The sequence below is a fragment of the Asanoa iriomotensis genome, assembly GCF_016862515.1.
Lineage (GTDB): Bacteria > Actinomycetota > Actinomycetes > Mycobacteriales > Micromonosporaceae > Asanoa > Asanoa iriomotensis.
This window is the reverse complement of the sequence record NZ_BONC01000008.1, coordinates 39,171-59,851: the sequence shown is the minus strand read 5'-3', so window position 1 is coordinate 59,851 and position 20,681 is coordinate 39,171. Positions and strand designations below refer to the sequence as shown.

Genomic DNA, 20,681 nt, shown 5'->3' with positions numbered 1-20,681 from the left:
CGCTACCGGTTCGGCGACAGCTCGGCCGGGAAGGTCGTGCCGGTCAGCTCTTCCGAGATCCGCCAGACGCGGTCGGCCTCGTCGGTGCTGCGGAGTCGGGAGTAGACGGTCTGCTCCGCGGGCGGCCCGGACAGGTTGCCGAGGCCGCTCGGGCCGTAGAAGCGCGCGCCGCGGGCGGTCGGTGAGGTGGCGGCCAGCAGGGCCGGCAGGGCCGCTGACTCGACCGTGCCGGCCAGGATGCCGCTGCGGGAGAACAGGCGGATGAGACGTACACCCGCGGTGTCCTTGGCTCTGCCCAGCTCCGGGCGGGCGGCCAGCAGGTTCGTGGGCGCGATGCCGGGATGGGAGATGTTGCTGGTGATCCCCCAGCCGCCCGCCTGGCTGCGGCGATCCAGTTCGAGCCCGAACAGGCCAAAAGCGATCTTGGACTGGCTGTACGCGCGCCGGGCGTGATAGGACCGTTCCCAGTGCAGGTCGTCCCAGTTGATGGCGTTCTCGTTGGCGGCGACGCTGATCTGCGACGTCACCCGGGCGCGGCCCGCGCGCAGCAGCGGCAGCAGGTTCGCGACCAGGGCGAAGTGGCCCAGGTGGTTGCTGCCGAACTGCAGCTCGAAACCGTCCGCCGTGACCTGCCGGGTCGGCGGCGTCATCACGCCGGCGTTGTTGACGAGGATGTGGATCGGACGGTCCTCGCCGCGCAACCGGTCGCCCAGGGCGGCGACCGAGTCCAGCGACGACAGGTCGAGATCGCGCAGGGACACGACGGCATTCGGGTGCTGCTGTTTGATCCTCGCGACCGCCGCCTCGCCTTTGCGGCGGTTGCGCACGGGCATGACGACCTCGGCCCCGGCGGCGGCTAGCCGGGCCGCGAGACCCACCCCGACGCCGTCGCTGGCGCCCGTGACGACGGCCAGCTTTCCGGCCAGGTCGGGAACCGTGATCTCCGGTCGGGTGCGTGCCATTGTGCTGCTCCTCGTTTCGGCGGTGCCTCGAATGTGGCTGCGCATTCACGCTGCACCCGATTCGAGGGCTTATCCACGGCCTCTGAATCCCAGGCCGCCAGGGTGGGATTGACAGTCCGAGGTTGGGTTCCGGCGCCGGTGATAGAAAGGAGAAATGATCGATCGAGCCGGGCTCGCGGAGTTCCTGCGTCGCCGCCGGGAGTCACTGCAGCCCGAGGACGTCGGCCTCCCGCGCGGCCAGCGGCGCCGGACGACCGGTCTGCGCCGCGAGGAGGTCGCGGCGCTCTGCCACATCTCCGCCGACTACTACAGCCGGTTGGAGCGGGAGCGCGGGCCACACCCGTCCCCGCAGATGATCGCCTCGCTCGCGCAGGGCCTGCACCTGTCGCTCGACGAGCGCGACCACCTGTTCCGGCTGGCCGGGCACAACCCGCCGACGCGCGGCGCGATCAGCGAGCACATCAGCCCGGGGCTGCTGCGCATCTTCGACCGGCTCACCGACACCCCCGCCGAGATCGTCACCGAGTTGGGGGAGACGCTGCGGCAGACGCCGCCGGGGGTGGCGCTGACCGGCGATCTCACCCGCTACACGGGTCCCTCACGGAGCATCGGCTACCGGTGGTTCACCGACCCGGCCACCCGGGCGCTGTACCACCCGGACGACCACGCGCTGCACTCCCGCGTCTTCGCCTCGGGCCTGCGCAAGCTGGTCACCCTGCGCGGCCCCGACTCGTGGGCGGCCCACCTCCAAAAGCTGCTGCTGGCCCAGAGCGAGGAATTCCGGTCGGTCTGGCAGGAACACGAGGTGGGCATCGGATACAACGACGTCAAGCGTTTCATCCATCCCGAGGTCGGCCTGCTCGAACTCAAATGCCAATCACTTGTCGACCCGGAGCAGTCACACATCCTGCTCGTCTACACCGCCGTTCCCGGCACTGAAAGCTACGAGAAACTGCAACTGCTCTCCGTCATCGGCGCCCAACAGATCGGGTCGACGTAGGGCGAGGGTCACAGCACCGCGTGGACGGAGGAGACCGCGCTCGCGCCCTCGCCGACGGCCGTGGCGACCCGCTTGGTCGAGCCCGCCCGGAGGTCGCCGACCGCGAAGACCCGCGGCGCGCTGGTCTGGAACGGCAGGGTCGGACCGGCGGAGTCGGTGAGGACGAAGCCGTGCTCGTCCTTCGCCACCTGCGACAGCCAGCCCGAGACCGGGTCGGCGCCGATGAAGCAGAACAGGGCGCGGGACTCGATCGTGTGCTGGCGTGCGTCGGACCTTTCGGATCTTCGCAGGACGACCGCGTCAAGGGTGTCGTCGCCGCCGAGCTCGCCGACGACGCAGCCGGCGTGCGTGCGGATCCTGGCATGCGCCTGGATCCGGTCGGTCAGGTAGGACGACATGCCTGCTCCGAGGTCGGCACCGCGGATGACCAGGTCCACCGTCGCGCCGTGGGCCGCCAGTGACAAGGCGGCCTGCCCGGCCGAGTTGGCGCCGCCGACGACCGTCACACGCTGGTTCTCGTAGCCTCGGACGTCCAGCTCGGTCGCCGCGTACCGGATGCAGCCCGCCTCCTCGAACGCCGCCCACCCCGGGACGTCGAGACGCCGGTAGTGCGCGCCCGTCGCGGCGATCACCGCACGGCATTCGATGCGCACGCCGTCCGCCAGCAGCACGGCGGGCCGCCGGTCGTCGGACAGGTCCAGGCCGGCCACCGCGCAGGGTGCGTGCATCCGCACGCCGAACTTGAGCGCCTGCACCATCGCCAGCCGGGTCAGGTCGGCGCCGCTGACGCCCGCGGGAAAGCCCAGGTAGTTCTCGATCCGGGCACTCTTGGCCGCCTGACCGCCCAGCCCGGTGCGGTCCAGCAACACCGTGGCGAGCCCTTCGGACGCCGCGTAGACGGCGGCGGCCAGGCCCGCGGGGCCGGCGCCTACCACGACGACGTCGACGGGACGCCCGTCGTCGCGATAGGTGAGCCCGAGCACCTCGGCGACCGCCCCGGGGGTCGCCCGCCGCAGCGTCGACCCGTTGACGGTCGCCGCCGGGAGCTCGTCCACGCCGAGCCCGGCGAGTCTCATCAGCGACTGTCCCGCTTCCGAGGCCGCGTCGAGCCACGAGTGCGGCAGCAGCATCTGGGTGAGGTAGCCGCGCAGGTCCCGCGTCCGCGCGGCGTCCGGCCGGCCGACGACCTCGAGGACGTTGCCGGCCGCGTCGCGGATCACCTCCCGTCGTTCCCGGAACGCCGCGAGGAGCACGTCGGCGATGTCGACCTGCTCGGCGAGGGCCCGCCGCAACTGGGCGGGCCCGATCCGCACCACGGTGCCGGCCGACACCACCCGCCCGGTCAGGTAGACGTGCTGGCCGGTCAGCAGGTTGAGCTCACCGAGGAAGTCGCCGGGACCGCCCTGGTAGATCAGGCGCTCAGGCTCGATCGCCGTCGCGTCCCTGACGATGTCGACGGTCGCCGTCCGGAGCAGGAAGAAGTCGTACGCCGTGTCTCCGGTCCGGAACAGGTCCCGGCCGGCCTCGGCGTGTTCGGGCTCGCCGTAGTCGGCCAGCCGGTCGAACTGGTCGCCGTCCAGGGTCGGCCCGCGGGGCGCCTCCACGGTCGTCCTCAGCCGGCCGTCTCGTGGGCCGCCCGCTCGATGAAAGCCACGGTCGTGTCCGGGTGGGAGACGAAGACCATGTGCGAGGCACCCTCGACCGTCTGCACGGTGGAGTTGGCCCGCTTGGCCATGAAGTCCTGCAAGGCCGGCGGGATGATCAGGTCGGCGCCGCTGATCAGGTTGTAGCTCGGGATCGTGTGCCACGCCTGCGGGCCGGCGGCGGGTTCGCCGAAGGCGCTGCCGGTGGCCGGCCGCTGCGCGATCGCGAAGAGCGCGGCCTCCTCGGCGGGCACGTCGCCCGCGAACCGGGCGTGGAAGACACTCGGCTCGATGTAGAGGTCGACCTGACCGCCGGGCAGCGGCACGACCTTCAGCGACTCGTTCACCGTGCTGCCCGGGAACCTGGTGACCAGGTCACCGACCGCCTCTCCGGTGTCGGGCACGAACGCCGCGAGATAGACGAGCGCCCGCACGTTCTCGCTCGCCGCGGCGGCGGCGGAGATGACCGCGCCGCCGTACGAGTGACCGACCAGCACGACCGGCCCCTCGATGCTGTCGAGCAGCGCCTTGACCTGCGCCGCGTCGGACGCGACTCCGCGCAGTGGGTTCGGCGCGGCGGCGACCGGGTAGCCGTCCGCGAGCAGCCGCGCAGCGACCGCGTTGAAGCCGCTGCTGTCCGCGAAGGCGCCGTGCACGAGGACGACGGTCGGCAGACCGTGTTTGGGCGACATGATGGTGTCCCTTTCCACTACCTGGGTTTGTCGAGACCGACGCTAGGAGCGCGTTGTGAAAGGGCACTGAACGATTACTTGACCTGCGCCCAGGCGAAGTGGTCGAGCGGCCCGTGGCCGGCGCCCAGGCGCCAGGCGGCGCCGCCGGCGATCGCCTTCGTGACGAAGGCCTTCGCGCCCGCAAGGGCCGTGCGGAGGTCGTCGCCCTGGGCCAGGAAGGCGGCCGTGGCCGAGGCGAAGGAGCAGCCCGTGCCGTGGTTGTTGGGGGTGTCCACCCAGCGGGCCCGCAGTTCGTGCGTCTCCTTGCCGTCCCAGACCACGTCGACCGCCTCGCCGTCCGGGTCGCCGGCCGGGTGGCCGCCCTTGACCACCGCGGCCGCCGCGCCCAGGTCGCCCAGGGCGCGGGCCGCCTCGTGCTGGTCCGCCCGGCTGCGGATCGTCGCGCCGAGCAGCGCCTCCGCCTCGCGCAGGTTGGGTGTGACCACCGATGCGTGGGGGAACAGCCGGTCACGGTAAGCCGCCTCCGCCTCCGGTTCGAGGAGGCGGTCGCCGCTCGACGAGACCATCACCGGGTCGACGACCAGGTGGGGGAGGCGGCCCTGGGCGGCCAGGTCGGCCACCGCCGTCACCGTCGCCGCGGTCGCCAGCATGCCGGTCTTCACCGCGGCCACCGGCAGGTCGTCGAGGACCGCGGCGATCTGGGCGACCACGAACTCTGTCGGCGCCGCGTGCACGCCGCGTACGCCCAGCGTGTTCTGCGCGGTCAACGCCGTGATCGCGCTCGTGCCGAAGACCCGCAGTGCCGCGAAGGTCTTGAGGTCTGCCTGGATGCCGGCGCCGCCGCCGGAGTCGGAGCCGGCGATGGTCAGCGCGACAGGCGGGTTCACGGTTTCTCCTCCTCTAGAGCGTCCACATAGGATCTGACGACCTCGGGGTCGCGCATCACGGGGCCCATCACCGCGATGCCGTACGCGCCGGCGGCCCGGCACGCCTTGACGCTGCTGGGCAGCACGCCGCCCAGGGCGTAGACCGGCGGTGCGCCGGCGGTGAGCGCGGCGAGGCCGTCGACGCCCAACGCCGGGCCGTAACCCGGCTTCGACGGTGTCGGGAAGACCGGCGACAGCGTCACGTAGTCGCAGCCCTCGGCCGTCGCCGCGGCCAGCTCGGCCTCGTCGTGGCAGGACCGGCCGACGAGCGCCGGCCGCTGCGCCGGGAACGCGTCCCGGGCGGCCAGGTGCACCGCGTCGGCGCCGCCGCCGGCCACGATCAGAGTCCCGTCCACAGGACTAAGGATACGCCTAAGCGCGCGCGCCAGCACGGCACGTTCCGCGGCCGGCAGATCCTTCTCCCGCAGCATCACCGCGCGCGCCCCCGCCTCCACCGCCGCCGCGACCGTCGCCACCAGCGGGCCGGTGCACCTGCCTCGGTCGGTCAGCACCAGCAGCCGCGGCAGTCTCACAGCGCCGCCAGGCCGGCGTCCTGTGTGGACGCCATGGCGGCGTGCCAGCGCTTCTCGATCCGGCCCGCACCGAACGCCAGCCGCCCGGCGTCCACCGCGTGCCGCATCGCCAGCGCCATCCGCTCCGGATCGCGGGCGCGGGTCACGGCCGACGCCAGCAGCACCCCGTCGCAGCCGAGCTCCATCGCGAGCGCCGCGTCCGACGCCGTGCCCAGACCGGCGTCCAGGATCACCGGCACGTCGACCGCCTCGCGGATCAGGGCGATGTTGTGCGGGTTCCGGATGCCGAGGCCGCTGCCGATCGGCGAGCCCAGCGGCATCACCGCCGCGCAACCGGCGTCGGCCAGCCGGCGTGCCGTGATCGGGTCGTCGTTCGTGTAGGGCAGCACCGTGAAGCCCTCCGCGACGAGCTGCTCGGCCGCGTCGAGCAGCTCGACCGGGTCCGGCAGCAGGGTCCGCTCGTCGCCGATCACCTCGAGCTTGACCCAGTCGGTCTCGAAGGCCTCCCGAGCCAGTCTGGCGGTACGCACGGCCTCGCGCGCCGTGAAACAGCCCGCCGTGTTCGGCAGCAGCCGCACGCCCGCGCGCTCCAGCACGTCCGCCAGCGCACCGCCGGTGGACGCCTCCACCCGGCGCAGCGCGACCGTGACGAGCGCGGTGCCGGACGCCGCGACCGCGCGGGCCAGCACGTCGAGGCTGGGCACGCCGCCGGTGCCGAGGATGAGCCGCGAGGGTAGTTCCTGGCCCGCGAGGCGGAACGCGTCCTGCTCAGCCACCGGCCACCGCCGCGAGGATCTCCACCTCGTCGCCGTCGGCCAGCGTCGTGGTCGCCCACTCGCCGCGCGGCACCACCTCGCCGTTGCGGGCCACCGCGATCCGGCGCTGGTCGGTGCGTTCCGCGACCAGCGCGGCCACGGTCACCTCCGGCGCCAGGTCCACGGTCTCGCCGTTGACGGTCAGGGTCATGGCATCCTCCCGTCCGCGGTGAACGGTGCCGCGTAGTCCGGCAGCGCACCCACGGTCAACAAGTCGGCGATCGCGTCCGCGGTCGCCGGGGTGAGCAGCACGCCGTTGCGGTAGTGGCCGGTGGCCAGCACCAACCCCGGCAGCGGCGACGGGCCCAGCAGCGGTGCGTTGTCGGGCGTGCCGGGCCGCCACCGGGCCAGCGTCTCGACCAGCTCCAGCTCGGCGACGTCGGGCACGACCTCGATGGCGTCCCGGAGCAGGTCGTGCACGGCGCCCGCGGTGACGGTCGCGTCGAAGCCGAGCTCCTCGGTCGTGGCACCGACGACCAGCCGGTCGGCCGCATAGGGCACCAGGTAGACGCTCCGGCCGCGGACCAGCGCCCGGACGGTCCCGGTCAGCAGTCCCTCGTCGCCCCGCAACCGCAGGATCTGGCCCTTCACCGGCCGCACCGGCAGCGGGGGAGCGCCGGGCAGGGTGCCGCTCCACGCGCCGAGCGCCAGCACCACCGGCGAACCCGTCAGCTCCGAGCCGCCGGCCAGCCGCAGGCCGGTTGCCCGCCCGTCGGTGACGACCAGTTCCGCGATCCTCGACCGGACGATGTGGACACCCACGGCGCTGGCGGCCTCGAACAGGGCCGCGTGCAACGCGCGTGGGTCGATCGAGTGGTCGCTGGCCGCGTGCAGGGCGCCGCGCACCCGCGGGCTGAGCGCCGGCTCGCGGCGCCGGGCCTGGCTGGCGGTCAGCCGTTCGACCGGCAGGCCGGACTCGAGATAGTAGGTGTGCAGCCGGTCGAGCGCGGCCATGTCGTCGGCGTCGAAACCGACCTCGAGCGTGCCGGCGGTACGCAGCGCGACGGTGCCCCCGCCGTCGGCGGCCAGTTCGGCGAGGAAGGCCGGGTAGCGGTCCAGGGAGGTCCGGCTCAGCGCGCGCAGCGCCTCCTCGCCGTAGGCCGCCTCGGTCAGCGGGGCCAGCATCCCGGCCGCCGCCCGCGACGCGCCGCTGCCGGGGTCCTCGTCGACCACGATGACCGACAGCCCGCGCCGGGCCGCCCGCCAGGCGACCGCGAGCCCGATCAAACCGCCGCCGGCCACGAGCACGCTCATGACCGGCCTGCCAGGGCGGCGAGGATTTCCTTGGTCGCCGCGGCCGGGTCGTCCGCGGCCGACACCGCGGAGACGACGGCGACGCCGTGTGCCTTTCGCAGCAACGGCACCCGCTCCGCGGTCACCCCGCCGATCGCGATCACGGGTACGCGTACCGCTTCCGCGACCGCGGCGACGCCCTCGGGTCCGATCGGATCCGGCAGGCCGTCCTTTGTGGAGGTCGCGAACGCCGGCCCCACGCCGAGATAGTCCGCACCGGCCGCGACGAGCGCCAGCGCCCGCTCCGGATCCCGGGCCGTGCCGCCGATCAGGTGCGCCGGCCCGGCGATCCGCCGGACCACCTCGACCGGCAGGTCGTCGGCGCCGATGTGCGTCCCGTCGGCCCGGGCGGCGAGCGCCAGGTCGACCCGGTCGTTGACGATGCACTGGGCGCCGGCCGCGCGACACAGCAGCACCACCTCGCGCGCGAACGCGTACCGCTGACGATCGGTCCCGGTCTTCGTCCTGACCTGGACCACCGGCGCGCCGCCGGCCAGCGCGGCCCGCACCGCCTCCAGAGCCGGCGGGCCTCCGGCCGCGTCGGTCAACACATGCAGCCGCCCGATCATGCCGCCACCTCCCGGCGCCGCCGTCCCGGCAGCAGAATCAACAACGTCAGCAGTGCGGCCACCGCCAGACTGACCAACGACGCCGACCACCCGTTGGCCGCGTCGATGCCGAGATCCGCCTGCCGCGCGGTCCACCACGCGGTCCAGCCGTGCCCGACCTCCGGGAAGAAGGTCGGCAACGTGAGCTGGTACGCGACGAACCCGGCGGCCCAGGGGAGCAGCAGCCACGGCCTGGCGGGCGCGGTCGCGGAGACGTCCCAGCGGCCGCGCGGCAGCACGAAGTAGGCGATCGCGAACACGCCGACGAGCGGCACGAAGACCGCGCCGATCAGGAACAGGAACGGCTCGTACGAGACGATGTCGACGGCCAGCGCGAGCAGCGTCGCGGCGGCGCCGACGACGACGGCGAGCAACCGCCGGTCGATCCGCTCGACGATGTTGCCGGCCGAGACGGCGGTCGAGTAGACGTTGGCGAACGCCTCGTCGACCTCGACGACGACCAGCACGGCCAGCGCGACGGCGCCGAGCGGCACGGCCAGGAGGGCGCCGACGACGTCGAGCCCGCCGGCACCGTACGCGGCGAGGGCGAGCGCGCCGAGCAGGAAGCAGGCGATCGTCGCGGCGCCGTAGCCCACCGCGGCGCCGGCGAACGCGGCCCGCCCGCTGCGTGTGTACCGGGTGTAGTCGGCGACCAGCGGAAACCACGAGACGGGCATCGCGATGACGACGTCGACCGCGGTCCAGAACGAGCCGGCGTCGCCGGTCAGCGGTTGCGGCCCGGCCCGCAGCACCTCGACGAACAGGTAGGCGCCGGCGATCAACGCGGCCCAGACCGCATAGCGGGCGAGCAGCCGCACGGCCCCGCGCGGTCGCATCGCCATGAAGGTTGCCGCAACCCCCGCGACCAGCACGAACGGCCACTTGGGCGCGTCGAGCACCTGCGCGGCGGCGGTCGCGATGATGAAGATCTCGAAGGTCGCCCACCCGATGCACTGGATGAGGTTGAAGACGGTCGGCAGGTACGACAGCCGGCGCCCGAGCAGCCCGCGCAGCAGCACCATGGTCGGCGCGCCCTCGCGAGCGCCGGCGGCGGCACCGAGCCCGAGCAGCAGAGACCCGATCACGGCACCGACCACGATCGCGAGCACGGTCACCCAGAGCGACCGCCCCGGCAGCACGGCGAAGGTTGCCGCAACGGGCAACAACAGGCTGACACCGAGACTGCCGAACAGCCCGGCGGTATCGCGAAATCCGAGGGTACGTGCGGGGTCGGCACCGGGCTCGACGGCGACGGCGCTGGACGAGGACACTGACACGAGACGCTCCCTACGCCGGCATTACCCGGACCAGGTTCCGACGGTCGGCGGCGCGTCAGCCGCCCTCTCAGCCCGGTGCTCCGAGCTCCCGTTGTGACTAGCGGCAGGTTACGACAAACCAACGAGCTACGCCATCGTTACGGACATCACCGCGCGTCGCGCGATCGCTGAACAGATCGTCTGAGGAAGATGTTCCATCGACGGGGTGACGGATGGCGCTGGGGGCTCATCGAAATCTGGATCGACGACCCGGACGGCGTCCGCATCTTCCAGGTCTGACGGCGGCGGCCCGGGTTGTCCAAGAGGTGACAGCGGTCACCGCTCGTGCGGTGGTGCGCCGTACCGTTCCGAAATGGATCTGGTGGTCGCTCAACTGCCTGCCCTGATCGGCGTCATCGTGGGTGCGCTCGCGACCTACGTGGTAACGGCGCGGATGGAACGCGACAAGTGGCTGCGCCACCAACAGAGTCGTTGGGATGAGCGGCGCATCGCCGCGTACTCGGACTATGCGCTCACCGTCAAGGCTTACGTGACCATTCTTCGGCGGATCGCCGGGAGCATGGGGCTTGACGACGTCGCACATCCGATCGGGCGCGAGGAAGGCGTCCCGCTCGCCGACGCGGCGGAGGAGGACCGGTCGGGGAAGTTCGAGAACGTGCTCCTGCTCGGCGACGAGGCGACGATCCGGGCCGCCCGCACCTGGCATCGGGCGGCCTGGGAGCTTGCCTATCTGGTGCAGGGGCGCAAGAAGGGCGGGGCCGAGGATTGGCGCCAGGCCCTCGACGGCGTGTGGGCCGCCCGCGAGGACTTCTACACGGCCGTTCGGGCCGACCTCGGTGTGCGGCCGACGCCGGCTCAACGGGGGGTGCAGCCGTTGGGGCGGTCCGACGGTGGCCAGACGTACGGGAGGTCCGGTGGGACGTCGCCGAAGATCGGGCCGTAGAAGGCCGCGTCCTTCCGGATCAGGGCCGACTGGTGTGACCGGTGGAAAGCCTCGTCGCCCAGCCACGGTGGCAGGTCTCCGGCCGACCGTAACGCCGGCACCGACCTCACCGACGTGATGCCGCACGCCGCTGCCAGGTCCGTGGTCAGGGTCGTCGCCGTCGTGTCCGCGCGACCACCCGCGGTCCAGGTCGACGAGACGATCAGGCCGTAGCGGACCAGTGCCTCCTCGTACCCGGCCCACATCTTCACCGCCGGATGGTTGCGGTAGCCGTGGCCGGCGACCGTCAGGCCGCGCAGGATCTGGACGTTCTCCACCCGCTGCTTTCCCAGCCTCGGCGGGTCCAGGACCGCCGCCGAGCGGGCGAAATCCGGGAACGGCAGGAACGTCTGCATCAACCGAGCGCGCGGTCGATGTTGAAGGCCGCGCTGATCAGTGACAGGTGCGTGAAGGCCTGCGGGAAGTTGCCCAGCTGTTCGCCCGTCGGGCCCAGCTGCTCCGCATAAAGGCCCAGGTGGTTCGCGTACGTGATCATCTTTTCGAAGGCCAGCCTGGCCTCGTCGACCCGGCCCGCCCGGGACAGGGCCTCCACGTACCAGAAGGTGCAGATGGACATCGTGCCCTCTTCGCCCTGCAGGCCGTCCGGGCTCAGGTGTGGGTCGTAGCGGTAGACCAGTGAGTCCGAGACCAGCTTGTCGCCGAGCAGGTCCAGGGTGCTCAGCCAGCGCGGGTCCGACGGTGCGACGAACTTCGACAGCGGCATCATCAGGACCGAGGCGTCGAGTACGTGGCCGTCGCGGTGCTGCACGAACGCCTTCAGGTCCGCGTCCCAGAAGCGGTCCATGATCTGGTAGTAGATCGCGTCCCGGGCGCGACCCCAGCGGACCAGGTCCGCCGGCAGGCCCCGCTGGTGCGCGACCCGGATCGCCCGTTCGATCGCGACCCAGCACATCAGCCGCGAGTAGAGGAAGTCGCGCCGGCCGCCGCGGGTCTCCCAGACGCCCTCGTCCGCCTGGTCCCAGTTTTCGCAGACCCATTCGACGAACGTGGTGACGCCCTCCCAGACGCCGCTGGAGATCGGCTGGCCCCACTTGTTGTAGAGGTAGATCGAGTCCACCAGCGCGCCGTAGATGTCCAGCTGGAGCTGGTTGACCGCGTCGTTGCCGACCCGCACCGGCGCCGAGCCCTCGTACCCCTCGAGATGGTCGAGGCGGCGTTCGGAGAGCGACTCGCTCCCGTCCACCCGGTACATGATCTGCAGCGGGCCCTCCGGGTCCGGTGAGCTTGCCCGCACGCGCGCGGACAGGAACTCCATGAACTGGTCGGCCTCCTCGGTGAAGCCGAGCCGCAGCATCGCGTACACGCAGAACGCGGCGTCCCGCACCCAGACGTAGCGGTAGTCCCAGTTGCGCTCGCCACCCACGCGTTCCGGCAGGCTGGTCGTCGGTGCGGCCACGATCGCACCCGACGGCGCGTACGTCATGAGCTTGAGCGTGAGCGCCGAACGGTGCACCGCCTCCCGCCACCGGCCCCGGTAGCGCGACGCGGACAGCCAGCGCCGCCAGTACTCGACGGTCTCGGTGAACGCCGCCTCCGCCTGCTCGGCGGTGCCGTACATCGGTGGTGTTCCCATCTCCGCCCGGTCGAGGCAGAACACCACGTCCTCGCCCTGCTTGAGGCGGAACGAGCTGAGCACGTCGCCGTCGACCAGCTCGAACGGCGCGGTCGAGTTGAGTGCCACGCTCAGCGACGCCGACTCGAAGACGGCCCGGCCCTCGTGCTCACGCAGCGTGTGCGGCTGGAGGCCGTAGTCGAACCGGGGGGCCACGTGTGCCCGGAACGGCAGCTCGCCGCGGACACACCTGACCCGCCGGATCAGCTGGAACCGTTCCGCCTCGTGCCGGTCGGCCGGCACGGGCATGAAGTCCTGTACCTCGGCGATACCGTCGTCCGACATGAAACGGGTGATGAGCACGTTCGTGTCGGGGAAGTAGAACTGGCGTGTGATCGCCGGCACGTCGGTGGTGAGGGAGAAGAACCCACCCCTGTCCCGGTCCAGGACAGAGGCGAAAATGCTCGGCGCGTCGAAACGCGGGACACAACACCAGTCGATGGTCCCGTCAGTGCCGACGAGGGCCACGGTTCTCAAGTTGCCGATGAGGCCATGCTCGCCGATGGGTAGATACCGTTCTTCGTCCACCGGATCCGACGCTACGCGACCGGCTTTCCGGACGGTGCCGAACCGGCGAACACGGGTGGTGTACGCAGGCGGTCGCGCACCCACACACCGGCGGGCTTGAGGCGGTCGGTGTTCGCGTAGTCCATCGATTCGCATGTGCCGCGTTTGAACACCGCGCCGGAGCGCTCGTCGTCGCTCCAGTTCCAGTTGGCCCAGCCGATGCCCTTCGCGTCCATCAGGTCCACATAGGACGCCGCGCGGTCGAAGTCGTTGGAGCCGTCGCCCGTGTACTTCTGCGTCCCGAACTCGGTGACGAACATCGGCAGCTTGTCGGCGGCACGGGACAGCGCGTCGAAATACTCGTCGCCGTGTGAGGCCGCGTAGAAGTGGAACGTGTACATCACGTTGTCGGCCCGCACCGGGTCGTCGACGACCTCCTGCTCGTCGGCGCCGTCCGAGACGCCCAGCGACGACCAGCCCCGGGTGCCGACCAGCACCACCGAGTCCGGGTCCTCAGCCCGGATCACCGGGATGATCTGCTCGGCGTACGACCGGATCTCGCTCCAGGAGACGCCGCTGGGCTCGTTGGCGATCTCGTAGAGGACGTTGTCCGCGCCTTGGTAACGGCTGGCGATCTCGGCGAAGAAGGTCTTGGCACGGTCGAGGTTCTTCGCCGGGTCGCCGGGGGTGAGGATGTGCCAGTCGACGATGACGTAGAGCCCGCGCGAGGTCGCCCGAGCGATCAGCGTGTCGACCAGGTCGGTGAACCGTTCCGGGTCGGTCTCGTAGCCGTCTTCCTGCACGTACATGGATATCCGCAGCAGGTTGGCTTGCCAGTCGCTGGCCAGCACGTCCAGCGCCGGCCCGCTGGCGCAGCCCGCGTACCACTGGATGCCGTGGGTCGACATGCCGCGGAGTTGGATCGGCTGCCCGGCGCGGTCGCAGAGTTGGAGGCCGCAGACCCGCAGCGCGCCGTGCGTCGCGACCGGCGACGACGGTGGCGGGGCGATCGGCCCCTCCGTGGGCTCCGCCACCGCCTGTCCTACACAGACGGTGAGGGTGGTAACGACCGAAAGTAGCCAGCTCCGCATGATGTGAAGAGATCACGCGAACCTCGGAGTGATCGGACACACGCTGGCGCTGTCACCCGTCCGGGTGGAAGGTGGGAAAACGTGCCTGCCACCCCCTCTGCAACTGCTGGCGTCGGTTTCCGTTCGGAACGCGGACCCGTGCTCGGCGCGGTCATGCTCTCGACGGCCCTGGTCGCCATCGACTCCACCATTATCGCAACCGCCGTGCCCTCGGTGGTGGACGACATCGGCGGGTTCGCCCAGTTTCCCTGGCTCTTCTCGGTCTACCTGCTGGCCCAGGCGGTCACCGTGCCGCTGTGCGGCAAGCTCGCGGACCTGTTCGGCCGCAAGCCGGTGATCCTGTTCGGCATCGCCACGTTCTTCGTCGGCTCGGTGCTCTGCGGCGTGGCCACCAGCATGACCATGCTGATCGTGTTCCGGGTCGTCCAGGGTCTCGGTGCCGGCGCCATCGCGCCGATGACGGTGACGATCGTCGGCGACCTCTACACGGTCGAGGAACGGGCCAAGGTCCAGGGGTACGTGGCCAGCGTCTGGGGCATCTCGTCGGTGGTGGGTCCGACGCTGGGCGGCGTTTTCAGCGAGTACGTGTCGTGGCGCTGGATCTTCCTCGTCAACATCCCGCTCTGCCTGCTGGCCGGTGCGATGATCATGAAGAACTACCACGAGCGGCGTACGCCGGCCCGCCCGGTGATCGACTATCGCGGTGCCGTGCTGCTGACCGCCGGCCTGACGCTGGTCATCCTCGGCGTGCTGGAGGGCGGGCAGGCCTGGGCCTGGGATTCGCCGGCGAGCGCCGCCACCCTCGGCATCGGCGCGCTGCTGCTCGGCGCGTTCCTGCTGGCCGAGCGCCGGACCACCGAGCCCGTGCTGCCGCTGTGGGTGTTCCGCCGCCGGCTGCTGGTGGCCAGCGGCGTCGTCTCGGCCGGCGCGGGCGCGATCCTGCTCGGCCTGAGCTCCTACGTACCCACGTACGCGCAGGAGGTCATCGGGGTTGGTCCGCTCGTCGCGGGCCTAGCGCTCGCCGCGCTCACCATCGGCTGGCCGATCGCGGCGTCCCAGTCCGGCCGGCTCTACCTGCGCTACGGCTTCCGCCGCTGTGCCCTGGCCGGTGCGAGCCTGATCGTCCTCGGCAGCGCGTTGCTGCTCCTGCTCGGCGGCGGCAGCTCGATCTGGCAGGTGGGCGCGACCAGCCTGGTGATCGGCCTCGGGATGGGCCTGACCGTCAGCCCCACGCTGATTGCCTCGCAGTCCAGCGTCGGCTGGCGCGAGCGCGGCGTCGTCACCGCCAACAACCTGTTCCTCCGGTCGGTCGGCAGCTCGCTGGGCACGGCGGTGTTCGGCGCGGTGGCCAACGCGAAGCTCCGCGGCGACCATGCCGCGCCCGCTAGGCTCGTCGGTGCGGTGCACAACGTGTTCGTCGGCGTGTTCGCGGTGGCGGTCGTGATCGCGATCGCCGCGGCCCTGTTCCCGCGCGGCGACGTGCGCGAGCCGACCGAATAACACAAAGTTCCAGGTGGATTTCTGTTATCCATGTGCCGGTGCCGGAATGCCAGTCGAGTGATCTGTAAAGCCTGCTTATCTTCGGCTTAAGGAACGGCTCGCGGCTTTACCGCGTACCTACAGTTCGGGCTGCCCCTGAATCGGTTTTCCGAGAGGCCCCGATGCCCAAGCACGTTTTCCGGCGGCGGTTCGTCGTCGCCCTGCCGCTCGTCCTCGTCGTCGCCGTGTCGGCGGCCTGCTCACGCTCCGCCGCGGCGGACCCGGCACCGGCCGCGGCCGCCGAGTCCCTGACCGACGACGGCGGCACCAGCTTTGCCGCGCCTGACGCGACGCCGTCCGCCGGGCCGACCACCACACCGCCGGCGCAACCGACCACTGCGCCGCCAACCACCAAGACGCCGGGGGCGCCGCCGCCCGCCCGGCCCGGCTGGGTGCCGGTCGACCAGGCCAAGCAGGCGGCCGACGTGAAGGCGTTCTTCGCGCGTACGCCCCGGAAGATCACGAACAACCCGGTGAAGGTGCCGGAGTTCAACGCCTCGTGCACGGTCAGCCACCGCAACAGCGACGACCCGATCGTCGCGCCCGGATTGGTCGGCGCCTCGCACAACCACACGTTCATGGGCAACACGAGCACGAACGCCTTCTCCACCGCGAAGTCGTTGTACGCCAACAAGAAGACGACGTGTGCGCCGGCGCAGGACCACTCCGCGTACTGGATCCCGACGTTGCTCAAGGACGGCAAGCCGGTGCTGCCGAGCGGGGTGACCGTCTACTACGGATCGCGGCTGAAGGACCCGAGCAAGACGGTGCCGTTCCCGTTCGGGTTCCGGATGATCACCGGTGACGCCAAGCGGCAGACGGACACGCCCGACAAGCAGGGCAACCACTTCTGGTGCGCGGGGATCGGCGGCGAGACCGGCCGCACGCCCGACGGGGAGTGGCCGGTCTGCGCGAAGACCGCCAACCTGGTGCGCCAGGTGACGTTCCCGGACTGCTGGGACGGCAAGCACCTGGACAGCCCCGACCACAAGTCGCACGTCGGGCCCGCCGACCGCGACGGAAAGTGCTCGGGCAAGTTCCCGGTCGCGATCCCGTCGGTCTCGTTCGTCATCGGCTACCCGCTGAACACCAACACGACAGGCATCAAGCTCGCATCGGGTACGGGCTACTCGATGCACGCGGACTTCTTCAACGCGTGGGAGCCGGCGGCGCTCGCCCAACGGGTACGCGACTGCGTGGACCAGGGCTACAAGTGCGGTTCCGACGGAAAGTTCTGAGCCCGGCCGCCACGCGCCGACTGGCGGCCGCGGGGGTGTCCGTCGCCACGGCCGTCGCCGTCCCTGTGGCCGTGGCGACGGCATCCTCGGGCTCAAGTCGGCATTAGGTTCGGATTAAGGACACACCGGTTCTGACAGGGGCCTCGTATTGTCGGGCGGCACAACCCGATCAAGAGCGGCCCCTCGATGCTCCGTCCACGTTGGTCGGCCCGGTGAACGCCCGGCCACCGGACCCCCGACGCCGCCGCGCACGCCCGCCCCGCCGCCCGCGCCGCCGTCGCCCCGCGGCCTGCCGCCGCCCACCCCGCCGCGTGGGTTAGTTCGGTTTCGACCCTTTAGTCCGGATCACCGCGTACCGTGTGTGTTCGTGGTGCTGGCGGGGTTGGCCCGGCGCGGCGGGCGCCGGGTCACCCCGCTCTCCCTTGCCGCCTGCGCCGGCGCGGTCGACCTGACCGCGATCGTCGGCCTGGGCGGCGCGTTCGCCAGCGTGGTGACCGGCAACCTGGTCACGGCCGGCCTGGGCATCGGCGCCACTGACGACCACGCGTTCGCGGCGCCGGCCGTGGCGGTCGGCGCTTATGCGGCGGGTGTCGCGGTGGCCCTGCGTTTGCCGCGGTTTCGCTGGCCGGGCCACCTGGTGATCGAGCTTGCGCTGCTGGGCGCGCTGACCGCCGGCTGGATCGCCACCGACGGCTCACCGGGCCGGACCGCACGGCTGTTGCTGCTCGCGACGGGCAGCGTCGCGATGGGCGTGCAGAGCGTGGTGGCGCGCTGGCTGCACGAGTCGACGACATACCTGACCGGCACGTTGACCGGCGCGGTGCACGACTTGGTCACCGGCCGCTCGGGCACCCGGGCCGCGGCCCTCGGCCAGTTGGCGGCCTTGACCGCCGGCGCGACCGTCGCGGCCGCCCTGTTGACGGCGGCCCGCTGGTCGGCACCACTGCTCGCCTTGGCCCTCCTGGTGCTGGCGATGCTGTCCCACCGCCTGCGGCCGGCACGCTGGAAAGTCCCGGATCGCTAGGCTCCCCGCGTGGCGAGTGCAGACCGTGCGCGGTGGTTGCTTCTTGGCGAGGACGGCATCCCGCTCGCGCGGTGTACGGAGATCGAAGGGTTGTTCGTCGACCTGCCGCCGCGGCCGCGGGAGCGGTTCACGCTTGTCGGGTGCGCCGCGCAGGGCGCGTTCGCCGACCTGCTCGATCGGCTGCCCGCCGAGGCGCTCGGCACCGAGCGGGCCTGGCTCGGCAACGTGTCGATAGTGGCGTCTCCGCCCTTCGCACCGCCGACGTGGTGGGGCGAGGACCTCGGCGACGTCGTCGTGCTCGCCCGACGGGCAAACGGAGACATCGATCTCGATGGGTTCGTCCGCGGCTACGACCGCACGGACGGGGTGCCGAGTCCGGGAGACGTCAGCCGGTTCGTCCTGCTGGGTCCGGGCGAGACGCCGTACGGCACATGCGGAGCCGTCACCGGTGTGTTCCGCGTGCAGGCCCCGCCACCGGTTCCGCAGGTCCGGCTCCTCGGCTGTCGACCGGAAACGCCGTTGCTGACCGCACTCGACGCCGTCGGGCAGTCGTCCAAAGCGAGCCTGCGTCGCCGCCGTATTCGCGCCGAGGTCCTCGCGATCGCCGCCGACGGTTCGGCCGGCCGGGTGATCGGCGCGGTGGTGTCCGGAACGGTGGGCGCTGTCGAACCGTCGCCGCGCGGGGCCGGCCTCGTCGACGTGACCGTCGACAGCGATGCGCAGGAACCGTTGCCAACGGGGATCCTCGGCATCCTCGAACACTGGCACGAAGGGCGCCCCGCCCGAAGGAACCTGTGGGCGGGCTATGACCGGGAAACTCGCCACCATTGGGCCGGCGTGGCGCTGACACACATGTCGGGCGCCCCGGATCGACCGGCCGGCACCACCTATGACCTCGACGGCCGGTTCGTGACCGACATCGAGGGTTTCTACTGTGCGATCGGCGAGGCGATCAACGGTCCCGGTGGCTACTTCGGCTGGAACCTCGACGCCCTCGACGATTGCCTCGTCGGGAAATTCGGCGCCCGCACGCCGTTCCGGCTGGTGTGGCACGACTCGGCCGTCGCCCGCGAACACCTCGCCGCGGGCTACGACCGGCGACGGCTTGCCCCGGCGGTCACCCTGGCGGATCTGCTCGGCATCTTCACGGAGAACGACGTCGAGGTCGACCTCCGCTGAGGGGCCCGCCTCAGCTGTCGCACGGGGCAGCGGCCCGACGCCGCCGCCGCACGGCGTCACCGCCAGCAGCGTGAACGGGTTGCCGGCGTTCGATCCGCCCGCGTCAACGACGCCGCGTTCGACGAGGACGTTGCGGCCGACGGACACGTCCGCCCTGTCGGCACCTGTGCCGAGGACGAGGACACCGCAGTCCCGGCTGGCCACGAAGGCGCCCCTGCGACGAGCACCAAGACGGCGGGACCAAGGAGCACGAACCCGGAACTCCTGCCCTTCGACCTCCGGACGGCGTCGGGCGGCAGGGCGGGGAGCTCAAAAGGTCATCTTTGGTCGCGTCGTAGCGGGTGGTCGGCGGGTACTTCGACGATGGCTATACGGACGCCGTCCGGGTCCTCGATCCACATCTCGATCAGCCCCCACGGCTCCAGCCGGGGTTCACGCGTGACGGTCACCCCCGCCGCCACCAGCCGCTCATGCTCGGCCCTGGCGTCACGGACCTGTAGCCAGATCTGAAGTGGTCCCGTCGGGCCACCGTCTGCGGTGCCCGACACCTCGAGCAGCCCCTGGCCGAGGAAGAAGACCAGCCCTGGATGCTCTGGCGGCCCGAACTCGCGATAGACCGCGAGCCCGAGTACGTCACGATAGAAGCGCTGACTGCGCTCGCGATCGACCGGGCGGAGCAGGATGCGGCTGGTGAGTACCTCCATCGTTCAAACATGCCGTGCCACGACCATGATCAGCAGGGATTTCACCATCGACCCCCAGTCCCGCGCGGGCTGTCCGGGCGCTCGCGGGCCTTGTCGAGGTAACAGCGGATCCGGCGCGTGCGCGTAGTCGCGTCACCCTTGCCGCACATCGCGGTCAGAGTTCAGCCGGTGCATCTTCGTGGCGTTGTTCTTCTCGCCGTCGGAGCCAGTGACGGAACAGGGCTCTCGCGGCGACCAGGGCGGCGACGGTGACGGCGGCCGATAGCAGGAAGGCACCGACGGATCCCCGGAACTGCCAAGCGAAGACGATTCCTACGGCGGCCGCCCGCTCCACGACAGCCCAGACTGCCGTCAGGGTGGTGGAGATCGGCGGGGTGGAGGTTCCGGGAAGACCGCTCGCGATCATCTCGCCGAGACCTCGCCGCCAGAAGAACGGGGCCACTGCGGCCAGCGACGCAAGCTCGAGGATCGTCAGGACCGTGGCGATCCGCCACGCCGCTGCTAGCGGGGCCGGGCCTTCGAGCAGGTCGGGCGCCGCCAGGTCGAGTGTGCCGAGCGCGACGACGGCCGCCAGACCCGCGACGATCGCGTCGACGACCACCAACGAGCCGAACAGGAGCACGACGACCGCCGCCCTGCCCTTCTTCGTAACCAGAAAGTCGTCGCCATCAGTCACCCCGTCGATGGAACATCGCCCTCGGACGATCTGTCCAGAGCGTAGAGCGAGTCGCGGTCGACAGCCCTGAGAGTGCGGGCCTGCCGCGGAAGGCGTTTCCGTCCCGGCGGTGTGCGCACGGGCCACCCCGCCAGCGCGCGCAGGCGCTGCGGGACGGTCAACGTGCGGGCCGTGGGGAGTGGTGCCAGTGGCGTCCACCGGTACCCGGCCCGAGCGAGGTGGGCCAGCAGCCATTCCCGCCCAGCCGCCCCGGTCGTGTGCCAGGTCCAACTCATCGGCCGGGTCCGCATTGAAAGTTCCCGCCTGCTGATGGTTCCGCGGCGGGAGGAACGGGCTCTCGGCCGCTCAGCGCCGCTCCG

Annotated in this window: 20 protein-coding genes, 1 pseudogene and 1 riboswitch; of the genes and pseudogenes, 6 read left to right on the top strand and 15 right to left on the bottom strand. The window is 71.4% G+C overall.

Annotated features, from left to right (window positions below):
* Positions 1–2: 2 nt before the first annotated feature.
* On the bottom strand, positions 3–962 hold the full coding sequence (locus Air01nite_RS08245) for an SDR family oxidoreductase (protein ID WP_203701363.1): 960 nt from the start codon (positions 960–962) through the stop codon (positions 3–5).
* Positions 963–1,116: 154 nt separating this feature from the next.
* Here Air01nite_RS08245 and Air01nite_RS08240 point away from each other — a divergent pair, with 154 nt between their 5' ends.
* Positions 1,117–1,962 (top strand): helix-turn-helix transcriptional regulator, encoded by an 846-nt coding sequence (locus tag Air01nite_RS08240; RefSeq protein WP_203701362.1) that lies wholly within the window; start codon positions 1,117–1,119, stop codon positions 1,960–1,962.
* An 8-nt stretch (positions 1,963–1,970) separates the two neighbouring features.
* Here Air01nite_RS08240 and Air01nite_RS08235 read toward each other — a convergent pair whose 3' ends face one another.
* From Air01nite_RS08235 to Air01nite_RS08195, 9 genes are all read right to left on the bottom strand, one after another.
* Positions 1,971–3,566 (bottom strand): FAD-dependent oxidoreductase, encoded by a 1,596-nt coding sequence (locus tag Air01nite_RS08235; RefSeq protein ID WP_203701361.1) that lies wholly within the window; start codon positions 3,564–3,566, stop codon positions 1,971–1,973.
* A gap of 8 nt (positions 3,567–3,574) precedes the next feature.
* A complete protein-coding gene (locus tag Air01nite_RS08230) occupies positions 3,575–4,297 on the bottom strand; it encodes an alpha/beta fold hydrolase (protein ID WP_203701360.1) in 723 nt (240 codons plus the stop codon).
* Between the two features lie 74 nt (positions 4,298–4,371).
* Positions 4,372–5,184: a bifunctional hydroxymethylpyrimidine kinase/phosphomethylpyrimidine kinase gene (gene thiD / locus Air01nite_RS08225; protein ID WP_203701359.1), complete on the bottom strand. Its 813-nt coding sequence runs from the start codon at positions 5,182–5,184 to the stop codon at positions 4,372–4,374.
* Positions 5,181–5,735, bottom strand: coding sequence for a thiamine phosphate synthase (locus Air01nite_RS08220; RefSeq protein WP_275408188.1), 555 nt, complete (start codon positions 5,733–5,735; stop codon positions 5,181–5,183). The genes thiD and Air01nite_RS08220 overlap by 4 nt, the downstream gene beginning before the upstream one ends.
* Positions 5,736–5,752: 17 nt before the next feature.
* The gene (locus Air01nite_RS08215; RefSeq protein ID WP_203701357.1) at positions 5,753–6,532 is read right to left on the bottom strand and encodes a thiazole synthase; all 780 of its coding nucleotides are present in this window, start codon (positions 6,530–6,532) and stop codon (positions 5,753–5,755) included.
* The gene (gene thiS / locus Air01nite_RS08210) at positions 6,525–6,722 is read right to left on the bottom strand and encodes a sulfur carrier protein ThiS (protein ID WP_203701356.1); all 198 of its coding nucleotides are present in this window, start codon (positions 6,720–6,722) and stop codon (positions 6,525–6,527) included. The genes Air01nite_RS08215 and thiS overlap by 8 nt, the downstream gene beginning before the upstream one ends.
* Positions 6,719–7,825, bottom strand: a complete 1,107-nt coding sequence (thiO, locus tag Air01nite_RS08205; RefSeq protein WP_203701355.1) for a glycine oxidase ThiO — start codon at positions 7,823–7,825, stop codon at positions 6,719–6,721. Before thiO ends, thiS begins: the two co-directional genes overlap by 4 nt.
* Positions 7,822–8,433 (bottom strand): thiamine phosphate synthase, encoded by a 612-nt coding sequence (gene thiE / locus Air01nite_RS08200; protein WP_203701354.1) that lies wholly within the window; start codon positions 8,431–8,433, stop codon positions 7,822–7,824. The genes thiO and thiE overlap by 4 nt, the downstream gene beginning before the upstream one ends.
* The gene (locus Air01nite_RS08195) at positions 8,430–9,749 is read right to left on the bottom strand and encodes a cytosine permease (RefSeq protein ID WP_203701353.1); all 1,320 of its coding nucleotides are present in this window, start codon (positions 9,747–9,749) and stop codon (positions 8,430–8,432) included. The genes thiE and Air01nite_RS08195 overlap by 4 nt, the downstream gene beginning before the upstream one ends.
* Positions 9,739–9,851, bottom strand: a riboswitch (TPP riboswitch). (Overlaps the previous gene by 11 nt.)
* 250 nt (positions 9,852–10,101) lie before the next feature.
* On the opposite strand from Air01nite_RS08195, the gene Air01nite_RS08190 reads away from it, so the two are divergent.
* Positions 10,102–10,692: a hypothetical protein gene (locus tag Air01nite_RS08190; RefSeq protein WP_203701352.1), complete on the top strand. Its 591-nt coding sequence runs from the start codon at positions 10,102–10,104 to the stop codon at positions 10,690–10,692.
* Here the strand turns inward: Air01nite_RS08190 and Air01nite_RS08185 are convergent.
* The 3 genes and pseudogenes from Air01nite_RS08185 to Air01nite_RS08175 all read right to left on the bottom strand — a co-directional run.
* Entirely contained in the window at positions 10,605–11,087 is a 483-nt protein-coding gene (locus Air01nite_RS08185; RefSeq protein WP_203701351.1) for an MSMEG_6728 family protein, read from the bottom strand. The two genes, Air01nite_RS08190 and Air01nite_RS08185, sit on opposite strands and share 88 nt — an antisense overlap.
* Entirely contained in the window at positions 11,087–12,892 is a 1,806-nt protein-coding gene (locus tag Air01nite_RS08180; RefSeq protein WP_203701467.1) for a glycoside hydrolase family 15 protein, read from the bottom strand. Before Air01nite_RS08180 ends, Air01nite_RS08185 begins: the two co-directional genes overlap by 1 nt.
* 11 nt (positions 12,893–12,903) lie before the next feature.
* A pseudogene (locus Air01nite_RS08175) lies at positions 12,904–13,911 on the bottom strand (glycoside hydrolase family 5 protein); the annotation flags it as partial.
* A 189-nt stretch (positions 13,912–14,100) separates the two neighbouring features.
* Between Air01nite_RS08175 and Air01nite_RS08170 the strand changes: the two are divergent.
* The 4 genes from Air01nite_RS08170 to Air01nite_RS08155 all read left to right on the top strand — a co-directional run bounded on the left by Air01nite_RS08170 (position 14,101) and on the right by Air01nite_RS08155 (position 18,942).
* Positions 14,101–15,462 carry an MFS transporter gene (locus Air01nite_RS08170; RefSeq protein ID WP_239090574.1) on the top strand — a complete coding sequence of 454 codons (1,362 nt, stop codon included), beginning with the start codon at positions 14,101–14,103 and terminating at the stop codon, positions 15,460–15,462.
* A 161-nt stretch (positions 15,463–15,623) separates the two neighbouring features.
* Complete coding sequence (locus tag Air01nite_RS08165) at positions 15,624–16,739, top strand: DUF1996 domain-containing protein (RefSeq protein ID WP_203701349.1); 1,116 nt, start codon at positions 15,624–15,626, stop codon at positions 16,737–16,739.
* Positions 16,740–17,106: 367 nt separating this feature from the next.
* Positions 17,107–17,763 (top strand): DUF1275 family protein, encoded by a 657-nt coding sequence (locus tag Air01nite_RS08160; RefSeq protein WP_203701348.1) that lies wholly within the window; start codon positions 17,107–17,109, stop codon positions 17,761–17,763.
* A 9-nt stretch (positions 17,764–17,772) separates the two neighbouring features.
* Positions 17,773–18,942: a barstar family protein gene (locus tag Air01nite_RS08155; RefSeq protein WP_239090573.1), complete on the top strand. Its 1,170-nt coding sequence runs from the start codon at positions 17,773–17,775 to the stop codon at positions 18,940–18,942.
* A gap of 317 nt (positions 18,943–19,259) precedes the next feature.
* Here Air01nite_RS08155 and Air01nite_RS08150 read toward each other — a convergent pair whose 3' ends face one another.
* On the bottom strand, positions 19,260–19,646 hold the full coding sequence (locus tag Air01nite_RS08150) for a VOC family protein (protein WP_203701347.1): 387 nt from the start codon (positions 19,644–19,646) through the stop codon (positions 19,260–19,262).
* 154 nt (positions 19,647–19,800) lie between these two features.
* A complete protein-coding gene (locus tag Air01nite_RS08145) occupies positions 19,801–20,322 on the bottom strand; it encodes a hypothetical protein (RefSeq protein ID WP_203701346.1) in 522 nt (173 codons plus the stop codon).
* Positions 20,323–20,681 lie beyond the last annotated feature (359 nt).